At 71.2% G+C, this 18,168-nt stretch carries 14 protein-coding genes; 8 read left to right on the top strand and 6 right to left on the bottom strand.

The window, feature by feature from the left end:
- Window positions 1–146 precede the first annotated feature (146 nt).
- Window positions 147–914, top strand: a complete 768-nt coding sequence (locus tag RUR_RS21950) for an aminotransferase class IV (RefSeq protein WP_283136986.1) — start codon at window positions 147–149, stop codon at window positions 912–914.
- Between the two features lie 91 nt (window positions 915–1,005).
- Here the strand turns inward: RUR_RS21950 and RUR_RS21945 are convergent, their stop codons facing one another.
- Both RUR_RS21945 and RUR_RS21940 read right to left on the bottom strand, forming a co-directional pair.
- Window positions 1,006–1,935, bottom strand: coding sequence for an ADP-ribosylglycohydrolase family protein (locus RUR_RS21945; protein WP_283136985.1), 930 nt, complete (start codon window positions 1,933–1,935; stop codon window positions 1,006–1,008).
- A 179-nt stretch (window positions 1,936–2,114) separates the two neighbouring features.
- Window positions 2,115–2,726, bottom strand: a complete 612-nt coding sequence (locus tag RUR_RS21940; RefSeq protein ID WP_283137073.1) for an SACE_7040 family transcriptional regulator — start codon at window positions 2,724–2,726, stop codon at window positions 2,115–2,117.
- Between the two features lie 94 nt (window positions 2,727–2,820).
- Between RUR_RS21940 and RUR_RS21935 the strand changes: the two genes are divergently transcribed.
- The 5 genes from RUR_RS21935 (at window position 2,821) to RUR_RS21915 (ending at window position 9,448) form a co-directional block, all read left to right on the top strand.
- Window positions 2,821–4,389 (top strand): carboxyl transferase domain-containing protein, encoded by a 1,569-nt coding sequence (locus tag RUR_RS21935; RefSeq protein ID WP_283136984.1) that lies wholly within the window; start codon window positions 2,821–2,823, stop codon window positions 4,387–4,389.
- Window positions 4,390–4,442: 53 nt separating this feature from the next.
- Entirely contained in the window at window positions 4,443–6,416 is a 1,974-nt protein-coding gene (locus RUR_RS21930; protein ID WP_283136983.1) for an acetyl/propionyl/methylcrotonyl-CoA carboxylase subunit alpha, read from the top strand.
- A gap of 8 nt (window positions 6,417–6,424) precedes the next feature.
- Window positions 6,425–7,435 carry a hydroxymethylglutaryl-CoA lyase gene (locus tag RUR_RS21925; RefSeq protein WP_346349059.1) on the top strand — a complete coding sequence of 337 codons (1,011 nt, stop codon included), beginning with the start codon at window positions 6,425–6,427 and terminating at the stop codon, window positions 7,433–7,435.
- Window positions 7,419–8,573 carry an acyl-CoA dehydrogenase family protein gene (locus RUR_RS21920; RefSeq protein ID WP_283136981.1) on the top strand — a complete coding sequence of 385 codons (1,155 nt, stop codon included), beginning with the start codon at window positions 7,419–7,421 and terminating at the stop codon, window positions 8,571–8,573. Before RUR_RS21925 ends, RUR_RS21920 begins: the two co-directional genes overlap by 17 nt.
- A 434-nt stretch (window positions 8,574–9,007) precedes the next feature.
- Complete coding sequence (locus RUR_RS21915; RefSeq protein ID WP_283136980.1) at window positions 9,008–9,448, top strand: GNAT family N-acetyltransferase; 441 nt, start codon at window positions 9,008–9,010, stop codon at window positions 9,446–9,448.
- 245 nt (window positions 9,449–9,693) lie between these two features.
- Here the strand turns inward: RUR_RS21915 and RUR_RS21910 are convergent, their stop codons facing one another.
- The 4 genes from RUR_RS21910 to RUR_RS21895 form a co-directional block, all read right to left on the bottom strand.
- Window positions 9,694–11,397 carry a hypothetical protein gene (locus RUR_RS21910; RefSeq protein WP_283136979.1) on the bottom strand — a complete coding sequence of 568 codons (1,704 nt, stop codon included), beginning with the start codon at window positions 11,395–11,397 and terminating at the stop codon, window positions 9,694–9,696.
- A 124-nt stretch (window positions 11,398–11,521) separates the two neighbouring features.
- Window positions 11,522–12,436, bottom strand: coding sequence for a carbohydrate kinase family protein (locus RUR_RS21905; RefSeq protein ID WP_283136978.1), 915 nt, complete (start codon window positions 12,434–12,436; stop codon window positions 11,522–11,524).
- 20 nt (window positions 12,437–12,456) lie between these two features.
- Window positions 12,457–13,407, bottom strand: a complete 951-nt coding sequence (locus RUR_RS21900) for a pseudouridine-5'-phosphate glycosidase (protein WP_283136977.1) — start codon at window positions 13,405–13,407, stop codon at window positions 12,457–12,459.
- A 22-nt stretch (window positions 13,408–13,429) separates the two neighbouring features.
- On the bottom strand, window positions 13,430–14,455 hold the full coding sequence (locus RUR_RS21895; RefSeq protein ID WP_283136976.1) for a YeiH family protein: 1,026 nt from the start codon (window positions 14,453–14,455) through the stop codon (window positions 13,430–13,432).
- Between the two features lie 70 nt (window positions 14,456–14,525).
- Between RUR_RS21895 and RUR_RS21890 the strand changes: the two genes are divergently transcribed.
- Together RUR_RS21890 and RUR_RS21885 are read left to right on the top strand one after the other, a co-directional pair.
- On the top strand, window positions 14,526–15,437 hold the full coding sequence (locus RUR_RS21890) for a LysR family transcriptional regulator (RefSeq protein ID WP_283136975.1): 912 nt from the start codon (window positions 14,526–14,528) through the stop codon (window positions 15,435–15,437).
- Between the two features lie 1,198 nt (window positions 15,438–16,635).
- Window positions 16,636–18,168, top strand: a complete 1,533-nt coding sequence (locus RUR_RS21885) for a phytoene desaturase family protein (RefSeq protein ID WP_283136974.1) — start codon at window positions 16,636–16,638, stop codon at window positions 18,166–18,168.

The raw sequence follows: 18,168 nt of genomic DNA, 5'->3' as shown, positions 1-18,168 counted from the left end.
TCTGGATTGCCGACGTGCTCAGGTGGAACGTCGCAAGGCCGGGGGCTACGGTCTGGATGAACGGCGGTGAATCAGACGAGGGTGTGTTTCTCGACGGGAGCGGTTGGCTGGACGCGATGTTCGATCATTGAGGTCCGGGAGGTCACATGACTGGTGTGCGGGTTGCCGTCAACGGGCGGCTCCTGGGCGCTGAGCCGGGGTTACCGGTCCAGACTCGGTACGGACATTTCACCGGGCTGCAGGTGAGAAATCGGAGAACTCGCGGGCTTTCATTGCATTTTGCCCGGCTTGATGCGGCGAACCGTGAGCTGTTCGGGGTGGCGCTCGACAGGGAGGCGGTGCTCGATTCGATCAGGGCGGTTCCGGGCGACGACATCGCGGACGCGAGTCTCCGCGTGTACGTCCTGGAAGCCGAGCGTCCGGAGGTCATCGCCACCGCCTCGCCGCCGGTCGAGGTACCGGACGCCCCGCAGGGCCTGAAGCCGGTTGTCTACCAGCGCTTTCTCCCGCACATCAAACAGGCAGCCAGATTCGCGCAGACCTATTTGAGGCGTCAGGTCGCGCGAGAGGGGTTCGGCGAGGCGCTGCTCACCACAGCCGACGGCCTGATCTCTGAGGGGTCGATCACCAACCTTGGCTGCTTCGACGGGGATCGAGTGGTCTGGCCGGATGCGCCGATGCTCCGGGGAACCACGATGCAACTGCTGGAAGGGGTGTTCTCGGCTGAGGGGGTGGCTCAGGAACGACGGCCGCTGAAGGTCGCGGACCTGCCCCGATACGGCCTGGTCTTCCTCACCAACTCACGCGGTGTGGTCGTGGTGGACCGGGTGGACGATCAACCGCTGAACGGGGACGAGACGCTGAGAAGGCGGCTTGTCGCCTGCTATACGGGAGTGCCGGGCGAGCCCCTCTGACCGCGAACCCGAGCGCACGACCGGTCCGTGTCCGCCCGCCGACGCTGCGACGTGGAGATCACACCTGTGGCCGGGTCGATCCGCTGAGGCGTCAAACCGGCCGAGGAGACGACGGAGTCCGTACCCCGTCGGCGTTCGGGACCCCGGCCCACGACGGAAGCGGCTCCGTCGCCGTCAGCCAGGTCCGGGGCAGGCGTTCCGCTCCGACCCGGGCCCCGACGATTCCGCAGACGATCGCACACGTGGTGTCGACGTCCCCCCCGGCCGCCGCGGTGGTCCAGAACGCCCGCTCGAAGTCGTCCAGGTTGCGGGCCGCGGCCCATACGGTGAACGGGACGGTGTCCTGCGCGGTGACGTCACGGCCGTTGCCCAGCGCTCGCGCGGCGAGCAGGGGATCGCCGACGGTCAGCAGATACCGGGCTTCGGCCAAGCCGTCGCGGACACGGCTCCGCGGGGTGTGCGCGAGGACGGCGTCGACGAACGCGCCGGGGGAGAGCGGGTCCGGCGACGCGGCGACGGCTGCGGCGACGGCCACGGCGATCGCGCCCGCGACGCCCTCCGCGTGCGTGTGGGTGACCTCCGCGGAGAGCCGCGCCTGCTGTACGGCCTGCGCGGGGTCGTCGGCGAACCAGGCACCGAGCGGGGCGATCCGCATCGCCGCGCCGTTCCCCCAGGAGCCTTGGCCGCCGAAAGACCCGGTGGCGAGCGTTCGCCAGTCGCCGCCCTCGCGGACCAGGCGGAGCATCCGGTTGACGGCCGGTCCGTAGCCCCGGTCGAAATCGTGGTGTAGGGCGAAACTCGCGGCCAGCGCGTCCTGCTGGACGGTGCCGTGCTCGGTGAGGATCCGGAAGACGGAGCAGGCCATCTCGGTGTCGTCGGTCCACCGCCACGGTACGGGCGGCAGGGTCCGGGTGGTGAACGCCTCGCGGTTGGCGGGGACGAAGAACTGGGAGCCGAGGGCGTCGCCTACGGCGAGACCGTGGAGGGAGGCGGCGGCACGGGTGAGACGATCGATGGGCATCGCCGATCATTCTCCGGCACTCGGCCGCCCGTGGCCAGGCCTGGGGTTGACCTCGAGGCGTGGGTGGTCAGTGACCCCCGAGCGTGATCGCACGTGGGGGCAGACACGATTTCCGGCTTCCGGGCCTGATCGGCCCATGGTCACACCCGGGCGATTCTCGCGTTCCTCATGCGATGGTGTTAATCACCGCTAACAGCGGTGGTGAGCGCGGTGCGGGCCATCCGCTGCAGGAGATCGGCCATGTCGGCGGGGTCGAGCTCGCCCGCGCTGTGCGGGGTGGAGTTGAGCAGGCCGAAGACCGCGTGGGTCGCGGCGCGAAGCCGGGGCGGGGGGATCGCCGGGTGCAGTTCGTTGAGCACGGTCACCCACTCCTCGACGTAGAGGCGCTGGAGTCGCCGGACTTGGCGCCGCGCCGGCTCGGGGACGTTGTCGAGCTCCCGGTCGTGGATGCGGATGAGGGCGGGCTCGGAGAGGGCGAAGTTGATATGGGCGCTGAGCAGGCGTTCCAGCGCCGACGACGGATCCGGGGCGGCCGTGACATGGGTGGCCGCGGATTCGCGAAGCCGGGAGCTGATGTCCACCAGCATCTCCGCGAGCAGCGCCTCCTTCCCGGAGAAATGCCGATAGAGCGCGGGGCCGGAGACCCCTACGGCGGAACCGATCTCCTCGATCGGGACGCCGTGGAAGCCCCGGACGGCGAAGAGATTGGCGGCGGCGCCGAGGATTTCCTCTCGCCGGGATCGCCGTCCGCCGCCCGGTGTGGGGGCGGGCGCCGTATCGTTGCGCGGGATGGATGCCACCCTCGAATGGTAGACGAGAATGTTAGTGATGGCTAACATCGGACACAGGTCGACGTAAGCGAGGTGCGAAAGTGAGGGATCCGGCGTGAGCGACGTCCCCGTCATCAAGAGCGCCTGCGACACCACGGGTGAGGCGTTCCGGCGCAACACCGAGCAGCACACCGTGTTGGCGGCGGAGCTGCGTGAGCGTCTGGCGCGCACCGCCGAGGGCGGTCCGGAGCGGGCCCGGCTGCGTCATGTGGAACGTGGCAAACTGCTGCCGCGCGACCGGGTGGACACCCTGCTCGACCAGGGCTCCCGATTCCTGGAGCTCTCGCCGCTCGCCGCGAACGGCCTGTACGACGACCAGGCTCCCGCCGCGGGGATCATCACCGGCGTCGGCCGGGTCGCCGGGCGCGAGGTCGTGATCGTCGCCAACGACGCGACCGTCAAGGGCGGGACGTACTACCCCCTCACGGTGAAGAAGCACCTGCGCGCGCAGGAGGTCGCCCTCCATAACAACCTCCCCTGCGTCTACTTGGTCGACTCCGGCGGCGCCTTCCTCCCGAAGCAGGACGAGGTCTTCCCGGATCGGGAGCACTTCGGGCGCATCTTCTTCAACCAGGCGACGATGTCCGCCCGAGGGATTCCGCAGATCGCCGCGGTGCTCGGATCCTGTACGGCCGGGGGCGCCTACGTGCCGGCGATGAGCGACGAGGCGGTCATCGTCAGGAACCAAGGCACGATCTTCCTCGGCGGCCCGCCGCTGGTGAAAGCCGCGACGGGCGAGGAGGTGACCGCGGAGGAGCTCGGCGGCGGAGACCTGCACGCCAGGACGAGCGGGGTCACCGACCATCTCGCCGACGACGACGCGCACGCCCTGCAGATCGTCCGGAGCATCGTCGGCACCCTCGCGCCCAGAAGCCCCCGGCCGTGGGACGTCCGGCCTCCGGAGGAGCCGAACCTGGACCCCCGCGAGCTGTACGGGGTCGTGCCGCCCGACACCCGGACGCCGTACGACGTCCGGGAGGTGATCGGCAGGATCGTCGACGGCAGCAGGTTCCTGGAGTTCAAGGCCGAGTACGGGAGCACCCTGGTCACCGGCTTCGCCCGGCTCCACGGGCATCCGGTCGGCATCGTCGCCAACAACGGCATTCTGTTCGCCGAATCCGCGATGAAGGGCGCCCATTTCATCGAGCTGTGCGACCGCCGTTCCACCCCCTTGGTCTTCCTGCAGAACATCAGCGGGTTCATGGTCGGCCGCGCCTACGAGGCGGGCGGCATCGCCAAGCACGGGGCGAAGATGGTGACGGCCGTCGCTTGCGCCCGGGTGCCGAAGTTCACCGTCGTCGTCGGAGGGTCGTTCGGCGCGGGGAACTACGCGATGGCCGGGCGTGCCTACTCCCCGAGGTTCCTCTGGATGTGGCCCAACGCCCGCATCTCCGTCATGGGCGGGGAGCAGGCGGCCAACGTCCTGTCCACCGTGGGCAAGGACGACCCCGAGACGATCCGGGCGCAGTACGAGCACCAGGGCAACCCCTACTACTCGACGGCACGGCTCTGGGACGACGGGGTGATCGACCCGCTCGACACCCGCACGGTCCTCGGCCTGGCGCTCTCGGCCGCCGCGAACGCCCCGCTCGATCCCGTCGGCTACGGCGTCTTCCGAATGTGAGGCGGCGCCATGACCCACTCAACACTTCTCGTCCTTCCGGCAGGGGGCCGATCATGATGTCCGGGCAGACACCTTCCGGCGGCACTTTCCGCCCGGGGACACCGGATCCGGAGACGTCCGACCCCGTGGCCTTCGACACCGTGCTCGTCGCCAACCGTGGCGAGATCGCGGCCAGGATCATTCGGACCCTGCGGGCGCTCGGCATCAAGGCCGTCGCCGTCTACAGCGACGCCGACGAAGGGGCTTACCACCTCGACCGGGCCGACCAGGCCGTACGGCTGGAGCGGGGCTACCTGGACATCGACGGGGTGATCGACGCCGCCCTGGCCACCGGGGCCCAGGCCGTCCACCCCGGATACGGGTTCCTCGCGGAGAACCCGGCCTTCGCCCGCGCGTGCGAACGGGCCGGGCTGGTGTTCGTCGGCCCGCCGGCCGAGGCGATCGAGGCGATGGGCGACAAGATCCGCGCCAAGGAGACGGTCGCCGCGGCGGGGGTGCCCGTCGTCCCCGGGACGACCGACCTCGCGCAGGCCGCGCAGGTCGGCTTTCCGCTTTTGATCAAGCCGTCGGCGGGGGGCGGCGGCAAGGGCATGCTCCGGGTCGACGACCCCGCCGGCCTGGCGGAGGCGCTCGCGTCGGCGCGGCGGACGGCCGCGGCCGCGTTCGGCGACGACACGCTCCTGGTCGAACGGTTCGTCGAGAACCCCCGGCACATCGAGTTCCAGGTGATGGCCGACCGGCACGGCAACGTGATCCACCTGGGGGAGCGTGAGTGCAGCCTCCAGCGCCGGCACCAGAAGATCGTTGAGGAGGCTCCGTCCCCGCTGCTCGACGAGGCGACCCGCGAGCGGATGGGTGCGGCCGCGGTGGAAGCCGCGCGGTCCTGCGGGTACGTGGGCGCCGGGACGGTGGAGTTCATCGTCGGCGACGGCGAGTTCTACTTCATGGAGATGAACACCAGGCTCCAGGTCGAGCACCCCGTCACCGAGAAGATCACCAATCTCGACCTCGTCGAACTGCAGATCCGTGTCGCCGAGGGGCACCCCCTGCCCATGACCCAGGGGCAGGTGCGGCTCTCCGGCCACGCCGTCGAGGCGCGGGTCTACGCCGAGGACCCCGTCCGGGGGTTCCTGCCGACCGGCGGTACCGTCCTGCGTTACCGCGAGCCGCTCATGTTCGGCGTCCGGTTCGACTCGGGGATCGCCGAGGGAAGCGTCGTGGGGAGCTCCTACGATCCGATGCTCTGCAAGGTCATCGCTCGGGGCGCCGACCGCGAACAGGCGTTGCGGCTGCTCTCCGCGGCCCTTTCGCAGCTGACCCTGCTCGGTGTCACCACCAACGTCGGCTTTCTGCGGGAGCTTCTCGCCCATCCCGACGTGCTCGCCGGAAACCTCGACACCGGCCTGGTGGAGCGGCACCTCGACGAGCTGGTGAGCACCCGGGAGGTACCGCACGAGGTGCTCGCGGCGGCGGCACTGGAACGCGACCTCTCCCGGGTGGGAGGGACCGACCCCTGGGACATCGCCGACGGGTGGCGGATCGGTGAGCGTGCCTGGAACACCATGCGCATCGGGGACGCCGAAGTCCGCACCCGCGCCGGCGAGGTGGCGATCGACGGCGGGGAACCGGTGGCGGCGAGTCTCACCGCCGATTCGGCGGGACGGCTGAAACTCGTCTACGCCGGGGTCGGCCACACCTACGCCTGGGCCAAGGACGGGGACGTCGTCTGGCTCGGACGCGAAGGCGACACCTGGGTGCTCAAGGAGACCGAACGGCTTGACGCGGCGCGGCACCGGGACGGCTCGGGTGGCGACGGGGTGGTTCGCAGCCCCATGCCGGGCACCGTGCTCGTCGTGAAGGCCGCGGTTGGGGATGCGGTCACCGCAGGTCAGGCGTTGATCGTGGTGGAGGCGATGAAAATGGAGCATACGGTCTCCGCGCCGGTCGACGGGAAGGTGACCGAGCTGCCCGTGCGGGTGGGGCAGCGGGTCGACATGGACGCGATCCTGATGGTGGTGGAGCCGTGAGCCATCTCATGCAGGGCCTGCCCGAGCGGGTGCGGATCCACGAGGTCGGTCCCCGGGACGGGCTGCAGAACGAGTCGACGATCGTTCCCGTCGAGGTCAAAGCGGAGTTCATCGCGCGACTCGCCGTGGCGGGCCTCAGCACGATCGAGGCGACCAGTTTCGTTCACCCGGCCTGGGTTCCGCAGCTGGCCGACGCGGCCGAGCTGCTCGCCCTCATGAAGTGGGAGCCGGGCGTGCGCTATCCGGTGCTCGTCCCCAACGAGCGGGGCTTGGACCGGGCGCTGGCGAGCGGCGTCATCGACATCGCCGTCTTCGGGAGCGCCACCGAGACCTTCGCCCAGCGCAACCTGAACCGGAGCCTGTCCACCCAGATGGACATGTTCGCGCCCGTCGTGGCCCGGGCGAAGGACGAGGGCTTGAACGTCCGGGGTTACCTCTCCATGTGCTTCGGCGACCCCTGGGAAGGGCCGGTCCCGGTCGAGCAGGTCGTCTCCGTCGGCAAAGGCCTGCTGGACCTCGGTTGTGCCGAGCTCTCGCTCGGCGACACCATCGGGGTGGGCACCCCCGGGCACGTGACGTCGCTGATCGCCGCCTTCGCCGAGGCAGGGATCGGGGCCGGCGCGCTCGCCGTGCACTTTCACGACACCTACGGCCAGGCGCTGGCCAACACGCTCGCCGCCCTCCAGAGCGGGATCGCCGTCGTCGACGCCTCGGCGGGAGGGATCGGTGGCTGCCCGTACGCGGAGAGCGCCACCGGAAACCTCGCCACCGAGGACTTGGTGTGGATGCTCCACGGTCTCGGCATCGACACCGGGGTCGACCTCGACGCGCTCATCCGGACCAGCCTCTGGCTCGCGGAGAGACTCGGTCGTCCCAGCACCTCCCGTGTCGTCCAGGCGCGTGGCGCGAAACTCCGCGACGATCACGAGCCGGAAGCGGCCGGGCAGCGGGCTTCACGGACGGCAGGCGACCACACGACCCCCACGGAGCAAGGAGTGAACGATGCATCGGCTGAGTGAGGAGTACGAGGCGCTGCGCAAGAGCGTCGAGGACTTCGCCCACGACGTGGTGGCCCCGGTGATCGGCGACTACTACGAGCGGGAAGAGTTCCCCTACGACATCGTCCGGCAGATGGGGCGGATGGGCCTGTTCGGGCTCCCCATCCCCGAAGAACACGGGGGGATGGGCGGCGACTACTTCGCGCTCTGCCTGGCACTGGAGGAGCTGGCCCGCGTCGACTCCTCGGTCGCCATCACCGTGGAGGCGGCGGTCTCCCTGGGCGCGATGCCGATCTACCGGTTCGGCACCGACGAGCAGCGGGCCGAGTGGCTGCCCAGGCTGGCGAGCGGCGAGCTGCTCGGCGCCTTCGGGCTCACCGAGCCGGGCGGCGGGTCGGACGTCCCCGGCGGCATGCGGACCACCGCGCGTCTCGACGGCGGCGAGTGGGTGATCAACGGGACGAAGGCGTTCATCACCAACTCGGGTACCGACATCACCGGGGTGGTCGGTGTCGCGGCCATCACCGGTGAGCGGAACGGCAAGCCGGAGATCTCCACGATTCTCGTCCCCGCGGGGACGCCCGGGTTCACCGTGTCCAAGAAATACTCGAAGGTCGGATGGTCGGCGTCCGACACCCGGGAGCTCTCCTTCAGCGACTGCCGGGTTCCCGCCGAGAACCTGCTCGGCGAGCGCGGCCGGGGATACGCCCAGTTCCTGCAGACCCTGGACGAAGGCAGGATCGCCATCGCGGCGCTCTCGGTGGGGCTCGCCCAGGGCTGCGTCGACGAGTCCCTGGGTTACGTCCGCGACCGGCACGCGTTCGGCAAGCCGATCGGGGCCTACCAGGCGATCCAGTTCAAGATCGCTGACATGGAGACCCGGGCGTTCACCGCCAGGCTGGCCTACTACCACGCGGCGGAGAAGATGCTCGCGGGCGAGCCGTTCAAGAAGGAGGCCGCGATCGCCAAGCTCGTGTCGAGTAACGCGGCGATGGACAACGCCCGTGACGCGACGCAGATCTTCGGCGGCTACGGGTTCATGAACGAGTATCCCGTCGGCCGCTTCTACCGCGACGCGAAGATCTTGGAGATCGGCGAGGGCACCAGCGAGGTTCAGCGAATGCTGATCGCACGTCAGCTCGGTCTCAACGATCTGTGACGGTGAAGGCCGGGGTTCTGCCCCGGCCACTCGATCGTCGGTCACCGACGGCCACCGGGACGACGCCTGGTCAAGGGCCGGAAACCGGGATGGCGATGATCGGTTCGCCGGGTGACCGGGCTGAGGCCGGCCGTGGACGGTGACCCAACGCGTGGCGGGGGCACCCGGGGCCGCCAGCCGTCGCACCGGGCTGGGTAGGGTGCTCACCGCCACCGCCACCGCCACCGCCACCGCCACCGCCACGCGGAACGTGTGACCCGCACCTGTTTCATGGCCGTCGACGGGCGGCCCGCGTCACGATGGAGGCCAGAGCGGTCACCGCATCGGAAAAGGGTGATAGAGCAGAGGACGTCTTTCGAAACGACGGCGCGGACGCCAAATGACGAAGGGAACGTATAGCGCGAGACAGGTTGGTATGACCTAAAGTACTGGCCATGACGTCTGGCGATCTCAAGCTGCGGAGGGCCGAGAGGACCGATGCGGAGGCGGTCTTCGCGTTGACCCGGGGTTTCTCCGTTTCCTTCAAGCCTGAGCGGGCCTCGTTCGATGTTTCGTTTCCGCACCTTCTCAACGACGAGAACGCATTCCTGATCGTCGCGAGTACGGACGACCGCGTGTGCGGGTATCTGCTCGGCTTCGTCCACGTCACCCTCTTCGCCAACGGCCGGGTCGCCTGGGTCGAAGAAGTCATGATCGATCCGGGGTTCCGGCGGCGCGGCATGGGCCGGGCGCTGCTCGACGAGTTCGAGGGCTGGGCGAATTCCCGCAACGCTCGGTTCGTGGCGCTCGCCACCCGCCGCGCTCCCGAGTTCTACCGTGCCGCCCGATACCAGGAAAGCGCGATCTACTACCGCAAGCTCCTCAAATCAGACTGACCCTCATCCATCCACGACGACCGGCGGCACCGATGGTCGGGGCGGGTAACGACCCACCCGGCCGGGATCCGCCGCAGGATGCCTCAGGGCAGGCGCCGGACGGCCCGTACAGCCCTCCGGGATCTTCGTCGAGGAAAGAAGATCGGTTCTCGGTTTCCCGGGCGTGTGCGGGCTTCCGGCGGCTGTCCCGGTGGAGCCCGCCCCGGTGGGGCCGGCTCCGTCCCGTAGGTTGCGGCCGCCGGGGGCTAGGCGACGGTGGAGTGGAGTTGCGCGTCGAGGCGGAAGCCGTCCACGTTGATGTAGATGTGGTCGCCGGGTCTGGCGTTGAGCCGGAGCAGTACCGACTGGAGTGAGTCGAAGACCGGTTGCCGGTCCCGCCAGACGAGGACGACCGCGTTGTCTCCGGGGCCGGTGACCGAGAGCAGCGTGCCGGGCCGCATGCCGAGCTGGGTGGCGTAGGCCTCGGGAACGAGCACGGGTTCGCCGCGGAGGTGTTCGACGCTGACGTCGATCCGGTGCCAGTGCCGGTTGTCGGGGGTTGACAGGTCCGGTACCCAGGGCTGGGGAGCGGCGGGTGGCTGGACGGGTCCGGCGGGGACCGGGGGGTGCTGGGCGGTGTCCCGGTAGCCGGGGGGGTGGTGGCCGCCCGCGCCGGGTTTGCGCCGGGGAAGCGGGGGTGCGCCTGCTCGGGCCGGGTCGGGGGCGGCCCCGTTGGGGGCGGACGGCGCCGACCCGGGTACGGGCCGTTTCGGCAGGGCGGGGGTCGCTCCGGCGGGCGGGGCGGTCTGGGCGGCGGGGGGGAGTGTGGCGAGCCACGCGTGGGCGGAGTGGGCCCGGATGCCGAGTTGCCCGAGGAGCTCGACGAGGTCGGTGTCGGCGGTGCGGTGGGCGAGCACCTGACGGGTCCGGTCCTGCAGCATCCGGATGTCGCCGACGATCAGCCAGCCGTCTTGGAGGCGCCGGTCGGGCATGAGGGCGACCAGGACGCGCCAGAGCGGCGTGTTGAGGGAGGGGACCGGCGAGGTGTGGCCGGGGTCGGCGTTGACGAGCTGGTCTTCGGTGGCGGCGACGCCGAGCCATTCGGTGAGGGTGAACAGGTGGCGGGTGAGGGGCGCGGAGTCGGGGGAGCGCAGCCAGTGCAGGATGCGTTCCTCGGCGCTGCGCTGCGCGTGGCTGAGCTGGTCGCGGTCGACACCCATCCGCTGGGCGAGGGCTCGCAGGTTGACGGGCTGTGCGGCGAACAGGCGTTCGACGGCGACGGCCCGTTCCAGTTCGTGCCAGCTGCGGAACAGGTTGTCGACGAGGGGGATGAGCGGTGGCGCCTGCTGCTGGCCGCCGGGGAACGGCGGGGAGGCGGGCTGCTGCTGGGGGGTGAGCAGCGCGGCGGCGGCCTGCGCGGCCAGAGGCGTGTCGGCGGGCCTGGCGCCGGGGAACGGCGGGGCCTGCCCGGGCGGCGGCTGGTGGGGTGCGGGCTGCCCGCCGGGGTGCGGCGTGGCGGGCGGTGCGGGCGGAGCCTGCCGCTCTTCGATCTGCCGGCCGAGGACGTCCCGGAACGCCGCGGCGATGATGGCGGTGACGTCGAGGTCGAGCGAGCTCTTCCAGACCCGGAGGTCGCTGGGGCTGAGCCGGCGGAACCGCACCCAGCCAGGTTGCGGTGCGGGCCGCGGGCCGGGCGCCCAGTCGGGTTTCTCGGGTTCGGCTTCCCGGATCAGCAGGGCGGGCAGCATGTCGGTGAGCGGGACGTGGTCCCATCGGGCGACGGCGAGCCGTGCCAGACGTTCGCAGAGCACGTCGACCCCGAGGGTGGTCAACGTGGTGACCACCGTGAGTGATCTCCACCAATCCGCAGGCAGTCGGGGGTCTGCCATGACTTCGGCGATCTGCTCCTGACGGGTCCAGCGCAGTGCCGGAACCAGATCACTTAGGCAGATCGAGGACTCTCCGTCCATCAGCAGACCGCTACCTCCGAGCCACGTAGGGGTGGTGCCTAGGCCTAATGGGGCTCACCATAGCGAAAGCTATCAATACGATCAGATAGGCGGTAGTCCACGACGGTTCCCAATCCCGGGCCCGCTAGGCAAGATCAGGTGATGGGGCAGGTCCGGGCGGTGGAGGCCGTCCGCCAAAAAGCCCGACCGCTTTCCCGCCCGCCCGGCATCCGGCTCGCAACGCCTCCTCCTCGTCGGCGCCCGAGAGCCGTGCGGCGAGGAATCCGGCGGCGAACGCGTCGCCCGCACCGGTCGAGTCGAGCACCCGTTCGGCGGTCGCCTCCGCCCGGGCGACGATCCGGCCGCCCCGGGCGGCGATCGCCCCGTCCGCTCCCAGCTTCACCACGGCCAGCCCGTAGGCGGAGCTCAGCTTCTCCGCCGCCGCCTCCGGGTCGGTGGATCCGGTGAGCATGCGGACCTCGTCGCGATTGGGGATGACGAGGTTGAGCGCGGCGGTCACCTGCAGGAACCGCTTGACCCCGAATCCGGTGAGAAAGCCGGTGGACGCCGGGTCCACGCTGATCGTCACCCCCCGGGCGCGCGCCGCGGTGATCGCCATGCCGGCCAGGGCCAGACCTGAAGGGGCGAACAGGACATACCCCGACAGGTGCAGGTGGGCGATCCCGTCCAGCAGAGCCGGATCCCAGTCCTCGACGCCCAGGAGGCCGCCGGCCCCGCGGTTGGTGAGCATCGACCGCTCACCGGTGGGGTCGATCAGCGCGATGACGGTCGCGGTGGGCTGGGCGGGGTCGAAGCGGAGGCAGGTGTCCACCCCGGCCCGCCGCAGCTCCTCGGCGTGCCACCGCCCGGAGTCCTCGCCCACCCGGGCGAGCATCCGGGTGGGGGCGCCGAGCCGGGCGGCCCAGGCCGCCGTGTTCGCCCCGGACCCTCCGGGGAGCATGGCGATCTCGGCGTCCACGTCGACTCCGGCGGACACCGGCCCCTTGGGCAGGGCGAGGATGTCGGTGACGACGTCCCCGATCACGAGGAGGCCGCTCACGGGCGGGTCCGGGCCACGGCTCACGCCCTCGCGATGTGGGGACGGGCGAAGGCTCTGGCGATCTGCGCCCCCAGGCGCACGTTGCCGCGGACCGCGGCGAGATTGGCCTCCAGGGAGGCCCCTTTGGTTCCCCGGACCAGATAGTCCAGGAGGAACGGCGTGATGGCCTGCCCGACGACGCCTTCCTCCCGCATGGCCGCCAGGGCGTCGGCGAGGACGAGGTCGTGCAGGTCGGGCCGGAGCTGTTCGTCCTCGGGGACGGGGTTGGCGACGACGAGGGCGCTCGCCGGCCCGTCCAGTTCGTCGCGGGCGCGCATCACGACGGCGATCTCCTCGGGGGAGTCGAGGGACCAGTCGACGGGCTCGCCCGAGGAGTGCAGGTAGAAGCCGGGGAAGGTCGTCGTCCGGTATCCGACGACGGTGACGTTGAGGCTCTCCAGGCGCTGGAGCGTGGCGGGGACGTCGAGGATGGATTTGACCCCGGCGCAGACGACGGTGATCCGGGTACGGCTGAGCGTGTCCAGGTCGGCGGACTCGTCCAGGGAGCTGGCCCAGTCCCGGTGGACGCCGCCGAGCCCGCCGGTGGCGAACACCTCGATCCCGGCCCGCGCGGCGAGGAAAGCGGTCGCCGACACCGTGGTCGCGCCGCTCCGGCCGGTGGCCAGGGCCACCGAGAGGTCGCGGAAGCCGAGTTTGCGCATGTCGTTGTGGGTGGCGATCCGGATGAGCTGGTGCTTGTTCAGCCCGATGTGGACGTTGCCGTCGAGTACGGCGATCGTCGCGGGGATCGCGCCCTCCTTGCGGACGATCTGCTCGAGCTCCCGGGCGACCTCCAGGTTGCGCGGCTGGGGGAGGCCGTGGGAAATGATCGTCGACTCCAGGGCCACCACCGGGGATCCCCGGTCGAGGGCTTCGCCGACCTCGTCGGACAGGTGGAGCATTCGGTCCCCCGGAATGGTTGAGGTGAGCATTTCGCGCACCATATCGGGCTAACTACCCAGCGAGCGTGAGGCCTATCAATGAGATCGCCGAAATCAGCGCCGTCGCCACCGCCCCCAGGATCAGGGCCCGGCCGCTCCGTACCAGCTCGGTGACGCGGACCCCCGTCCCGAGCCCGAAGAGCGCGGCGGCGAGGAGGAGTGTCGCGGTCTGGGAGGAGGCCGAGACGGCGGCCTCGGGCACCCACCCGGTGGCGCCCAGGGCGACCATGGCGAGGAACCCCGCCACGAAGAGCGGGACGACCGGCGGCCTGCCTTTGGCGGCGTCCCCCCGCGACCGGCGGCGCCGGGCGAACGCCGTACCCGCGACCATGGGGGCGAGCAGGACCACGCGCCCGAGCTTGACGACGACGGCGACCGCCAGGGCGGCCGGCCCGGCGGCCGCGCCCGCGGCCGCCACCTGGGCGACCTCGTGCACGGAGGCGCCCACCCAGGCGCCGAACACCGGGTCGTCCAGCCCGAGGGGGGCCTGGAGCATCGGGAGGAGGAGGATCGCGAGCGTGCCGTAGACGGTGATGACGGCGATCGCCGCCGCCACGTCGTCGCCGTCGCCCTCGCTCACCTCCTCCATGGCCGCGATCGCGGCGGCGCCGCAGATCGAGACCCCGCCGGCGATCAGGAGCGAGCGCGCCGGGGAGACCCCGATCCGCGGCCCGAGCCACCGGGTCGCCAGGAAGGTCGCGGTGGTGGCGACCACGACGACGGCGAGGACGGAGACGCCGAGGCCGAGAATCTGGGGGAGGGCGAGCTGCAGGCCGAGCAAGACGATGCCGAGCCGGAGGAGCCGCCGGGTGACCAGCCGGATCCCGGGCCGGAGCGTCGGGTGGAGTCCCCCGAGGTTGACCAGGGCCGCGCCCAGGACGACCGTGACCAGCAAGGGGCTCACCCGGGGCAGGACCGCGTTGACCGCGTAGGCGATCGCGACGGCCGCAGCCGCGGCACCGATTCCGGGGAGGGCGTCGGGGAGGGTCGTCGTGTTCGTTGCGAGGCGCGGGCCGGTGATCGGGGGGTGCGCGGACATATGTCCACATTGGGAGTCTTTGGCGGGGTTGAGTAGCCGGAGATTTGTGCAAAGGTCATACACTTTGGCTATGAGCAGTCCGCCGGATTTGGAGTCGCTCCGGCTTCTCGTGGACGTCGGAACGCTGGGCAGCCTCGGCCAGGCCGCCCGGGCGGCGGGGATCTCCCAGCCCTCGGCGAGCCGGCGCGTCGCGGTACTCGAACGCCGGCTCGGCCTGCCCCTGCTGGAGCGAACCCCCCGCGGCTCCACCCTCACCGCGCAGGGCAAGATGGTCGCCGACTGGGCGGCCCAGGTCCTCGCCGCCGCCGACCAGCTCATGCGGGGCGCCGCCGCGGTGCGCCAGGACCGCGACGCCCACATGCGGGTCGCGGCGAGCATGACCGTGGCCGAGTACCTCCTCCCGCGCTGGCTGGGCGAGTTCGGCGGCCGCGAACCGGCCGTGCAGGTCGGGCTCGCCGTCGTCAACTCCGCCGAGGTCGCCCAGCTGGTCCTGGGGGATGGGGAGATCGAGCTCGGCTTCGTGGAGGGGCCGCGCACCCCGCCGGGGCTCGCCACCCGGGTCGTCGCGCAGGACCGCCTCGTCGTGGTGGTGGCCGCCGGTCACCCGTGGGCGCGGCGCCGTACCCCGCTCAGCGGTCCCGAACTCGCCGCCACCCCCCTCGTCGTCCGGGAGCGGGGATCCGGCACCCGGGAGATGCTCGAATCGGCGCTCACCGGCCTGGAGACCGCCCCCGCGCGGCTCGAACTCGGCTCCAACACCGCGGTCAAGGGCGCCGCGCAGGAGGGGGTGGGCCCGGCGGTGCTCAGCGTGTTCGCGGTCGAGGCCGAACTGCTCTCCGGACGGCTGGTCGAGATCCCGCTGGAGGGACTCGACCTGGTACGCGACCTGCGCGCCGTGTGGCGGCGAGGACGAAGGCTCACCGGCCCCGAACTCACCCTCCTCCGCGTCGCGAGCGGTTCCGCCGAGCGCCGCGGCCGTTGACCGGAGATCGGGTACGGGCCGCGCCGCGGCGTTCCTTTGAGCGTTGTGCACGGCTTGTCCGGCGCCAAGGGCCAAAGCCGATGGAGAAACCGAGTATCCCTCGCGGCCAGGGCCTGTTGAGAGGTGCAGTACCCGGCGAGGCCACGGCCCCGTTCACGTGATCGTTGCGGTGTGTGCGCCCTGCAGGGTGCGGACGGCGCGGGCGATCACCCTGTGCCGGGTGCGCGACTGCGCCGGGCCGGTCCCGGTGGTCTTCGGAGAGCCCTCAGCCCGTGCACCGCGTGACCGCCCGCGCCGTCCGCACCACCAAGGGCGCGCACACCACAACGATCACACGAGCCAAGCGGGGTACGGGCTACCGCCGCACCCCGACCCGCTCCAGCCGTGCCGAACGCCACACCGTGATCGTCGTGCTGTGCGCACCCCGAGAGGAACGCACACCGCAACGATCATCAGAAAGCCCCGTGCCGCCCGCAGCCGAACCCCGTGATCATTGCGGTTTGCGCACCCGGCGGGGGACGCACAACACAACGATCACGCGAGTCGGCACGGTACGGGCCACCGCCGCACCCCGACCCGCTCCAGCCGTGCCGAACGCCACACCGTGATCGTTGTGCTGTGCGCACCCCGAGAGGAACGCACACCGCAACGATCACGGGAAAGCCCCGCGCCGCCTGCAGTCGAACCCTGTGATCGTTGGGGAGTGCGCACCCGGCGGGGGACGCGCAGCACAACGATCACGCGGATGGTGCGGGGGCTGTGGCCGCATCGCGTACCTGACCTCGGACCAGGCCTCAAGCGGTGCCCGGACGGTCGTGGTGTACCGGTCCGGGTACGTCGTGCGGCGGTTGTGGCGTCTTCGGCGGCACCCGGGGGTTCGGATCCTCCTGTGCCGCTCACCCGAGCGGTCCCGGGCTTCTTCCGGGGCGATGAGCGGTTTGCCCGATCCGGGCCGCGCTTCAGGCCGGCGGCCGATCGGGTCACCTGGGCGGTGTGTGTTCCACGATGGCGGGAACGCCCGTACGGCCGTCAGGACGGCGGGAAAGCGGGTGGCCGGCCCGTAGAGGTGGTTGTGGTTCCACCCGTGGTGCTCCCGCGCAAGGCTTCACAAAGGATGGGGTTCGGACGTACCTTGGGCCGGATGAAACACGGCGAAATAGGAACTTCGTCGTAAATATCCCGGTATTCAGGAGGATGGGTGACTCGTTCGGGGTATGACGTCGTGGTGGTCGGGGGCGGGCACAACGGACTCGTGGCCGCGGCCTACCTTGCCCGGGCCGGACGGAGCGTCCTCGTCCTGGAGCGCCGGGACCACGTGGGCGGCCTGGCCATCTCGGCCGAGGCGTTCGACGGCGTCGGGGCGCGGCTGTCCCGCTACTCCTACCTGGTGAGTCTTCTTCCCTCCAAGATCGTCAAGGATCTCGGTCTCGACCTCGAACTGCGCACCCGCAGGTACGCCTCCTACACGCCGGTCGCCGGGACCGGCCTGCTCGTGGACCGGCACGACGACGTCCGTACCGCCGCCTCGTTCCGGGCGGTGACCGGGGGAGAGGCCGAGCTCCGTGCCTGGCGGGGGTTCTACGACATGGTCGCCGAAGTGGCGCGGCGCCTGGCACCCACCCTGCTTGAGCCGCTGCTGTCCGCCCGGGCGACGCGTGAGGTCGTCGGATCGGCGCAGGCGTGGCGAGACCTGTTCGAACGCCCGATCGGCGAGGTGGTCGCGGAGCGGTTCGCCGACGACACGGTACGCGGGGTCGTGCTGACCGACGCGCTGATCGGCACGTTCGCCGATCCGGACGTCGATCCGGCGGCCAACCGGTGCCTGCTCTACCACCTGATCGGCGACGGGACGGGCGACTGGAACGTCCCGGTCGGCGGGATGGGCGCGGTTTCGGCGGCGCTGGCCGACGCCGCGCGGCGGGCAGGGGCCGAGATCCGTACCGGCACCGAGGTGGTGGCGGTCGACCCGGACGGCGCGGTCGCCTTCGTCGACGCGGGCGGCGCGGAGCGGACGGTCCGGGCGGGGCACATCGTGGTGAACACGCCCCCGGCGATCCTGGCCGGGCTCCTCGGCGAGGAGCCCGTACCGGCGGAGGGCGCCCAGCTCAAGGTCAACATGGTGCTGGCGCGGCTGCCTCGGCTCCGGGACGGCGCGGTACGTCCGGAGGAGGCGTTCAGCGGGACGTTCCACGTCAACGAGGGACGCGATCAGCTCGCCGCCGCCTACCGGCAGGCCGCCGCGGGGCGGATCCCCGATCTGCCGCCCTGCGAGGTCTACTGCCACACGCTGACCGACCCCTCAATCCTCGCTCCCGAACTGCGGGAGCAGGGCGTGCAGACGATGACGGCGTTCGGCCTGCACATGCCGGCCCGCCTGTTCCGCGGCGACCCCGCCGGCGCACGCGAACGGGCGCTGGCGGCGACGCTGCGCTCGATCGACGCGGTGCTCGCCGAGCCGCTGGAGGACTGCCTGCTGCGGACGCCCGACGGGCGGGTGTGCCTGGAGGCCAAGACCCCGGTGGATCTGGAGACGGAGGCGGGGCTGCCCGGCGGGCACATCTTCCACCGCGACCTCAGCTGGCCGTTCGCCGAGGAGGAGCGGGAGGTCGGGCGGTGGGGCGTGGAGACGGCGCACGAGCGCGTGCTGCTCGGGGGAGCGGGGGCGCGGCGCGGCGGCGGGGTGAGCGGGATCCCGGGCCACAACGCGGCCATGGCGATCCTGACGGGGTAG

This window comes from Rhizohabitans arisaemae, assembly GCF_025996515.1.
Lineage (GTDB): Bacteria > Actinomycetota > Actinomycetes > Streptosporangiales > Streptosporangiaceae > Rhizohabitans > Rhizohabitans arisaemae.
Note: the sequence above shows the minus strand (reverse complement) of the source record. Positions and strands in the feature narration are given on the sequence as shown.

What these genes read in the sequence shown, in the direction of transcription:
- RUR_RS21950 (WP_283136986.1), top strand. Translation starts at nt 147, where the DNA reads ATGACTGGTGTGCGGGTTGCCGTCAACGGGCGGCTCCTGGGCGCTGAG.
- RUR_RS21945 (WP_283136985.1), bottom strand. Translation starts at nt 1,935, where the DNA reads ATGCCCATCGATCGTCTCACCCGTGCCGCCGCCTCCCTCCACGGTCTC.
- RUR_RS21930 (WP_283136983.1), top strand. Translation starts at nt 4,443, where the DNA reads ATGATGTCCGGGCAGACACCTTCCGGCGGCACTTTCCGCCCGGGGACA.
- RUR_RS21925 (WP_346349059.1), top strand. Translation starts at nt 6,425, where the DNA reads ATGCAGGGCCTGCCCGAGCGGGTGCGGATCCACGAGGTCGGTCCCCGG.
- RUR_RS21920 (WP_283136981.1), top strand. Translation starts at nt 7,419, where the DNA reads ATGCATCGGCTGAGTGAGGAGTACGAGGCGCTGCGCAAGAGCGTCGAG.
- RUR_RS21915 (WP_283136980.1), top strand. Translation starts at nt 9,008, where the DNA reads ATGACGTCTGGCGATCTCAAGCTGCGGAGGGCCGAGAGGACCGATGCG.
- RUR_RS21910 (WP_283136979.1), bottom strand. Translation starts at nt 11,397, where the DNA reads ATGGACGGAGAGTCCTCGATCTGCCTAAGTGATCTGGTTCCGGCACTG.
- RUR_RS21900 (WP_283136977.1), bottom strand. Translation starts at nt 13,407, where the DNA reads ATGCTCACCTCAACCATTCCGGGGGACCGAATGCTCCACCTGTCCGAC.
- RUR_RS21895 (WP_283136976.1), bottom strand. Translation starts at nt 14,455, where the DNA reads ATGTCCGCGCACCCCCCGATCACCGGCCCGCGCCTCGCAACGAACACG.
- RUR_RS21890 (WP_283136975.1), top strand. Translation starts at nt 14,526, where the DNA reads ATGAGCAGTCCGCCGGATTTGGAGTCGCTCCGGCTTCTCGTGGACGTC.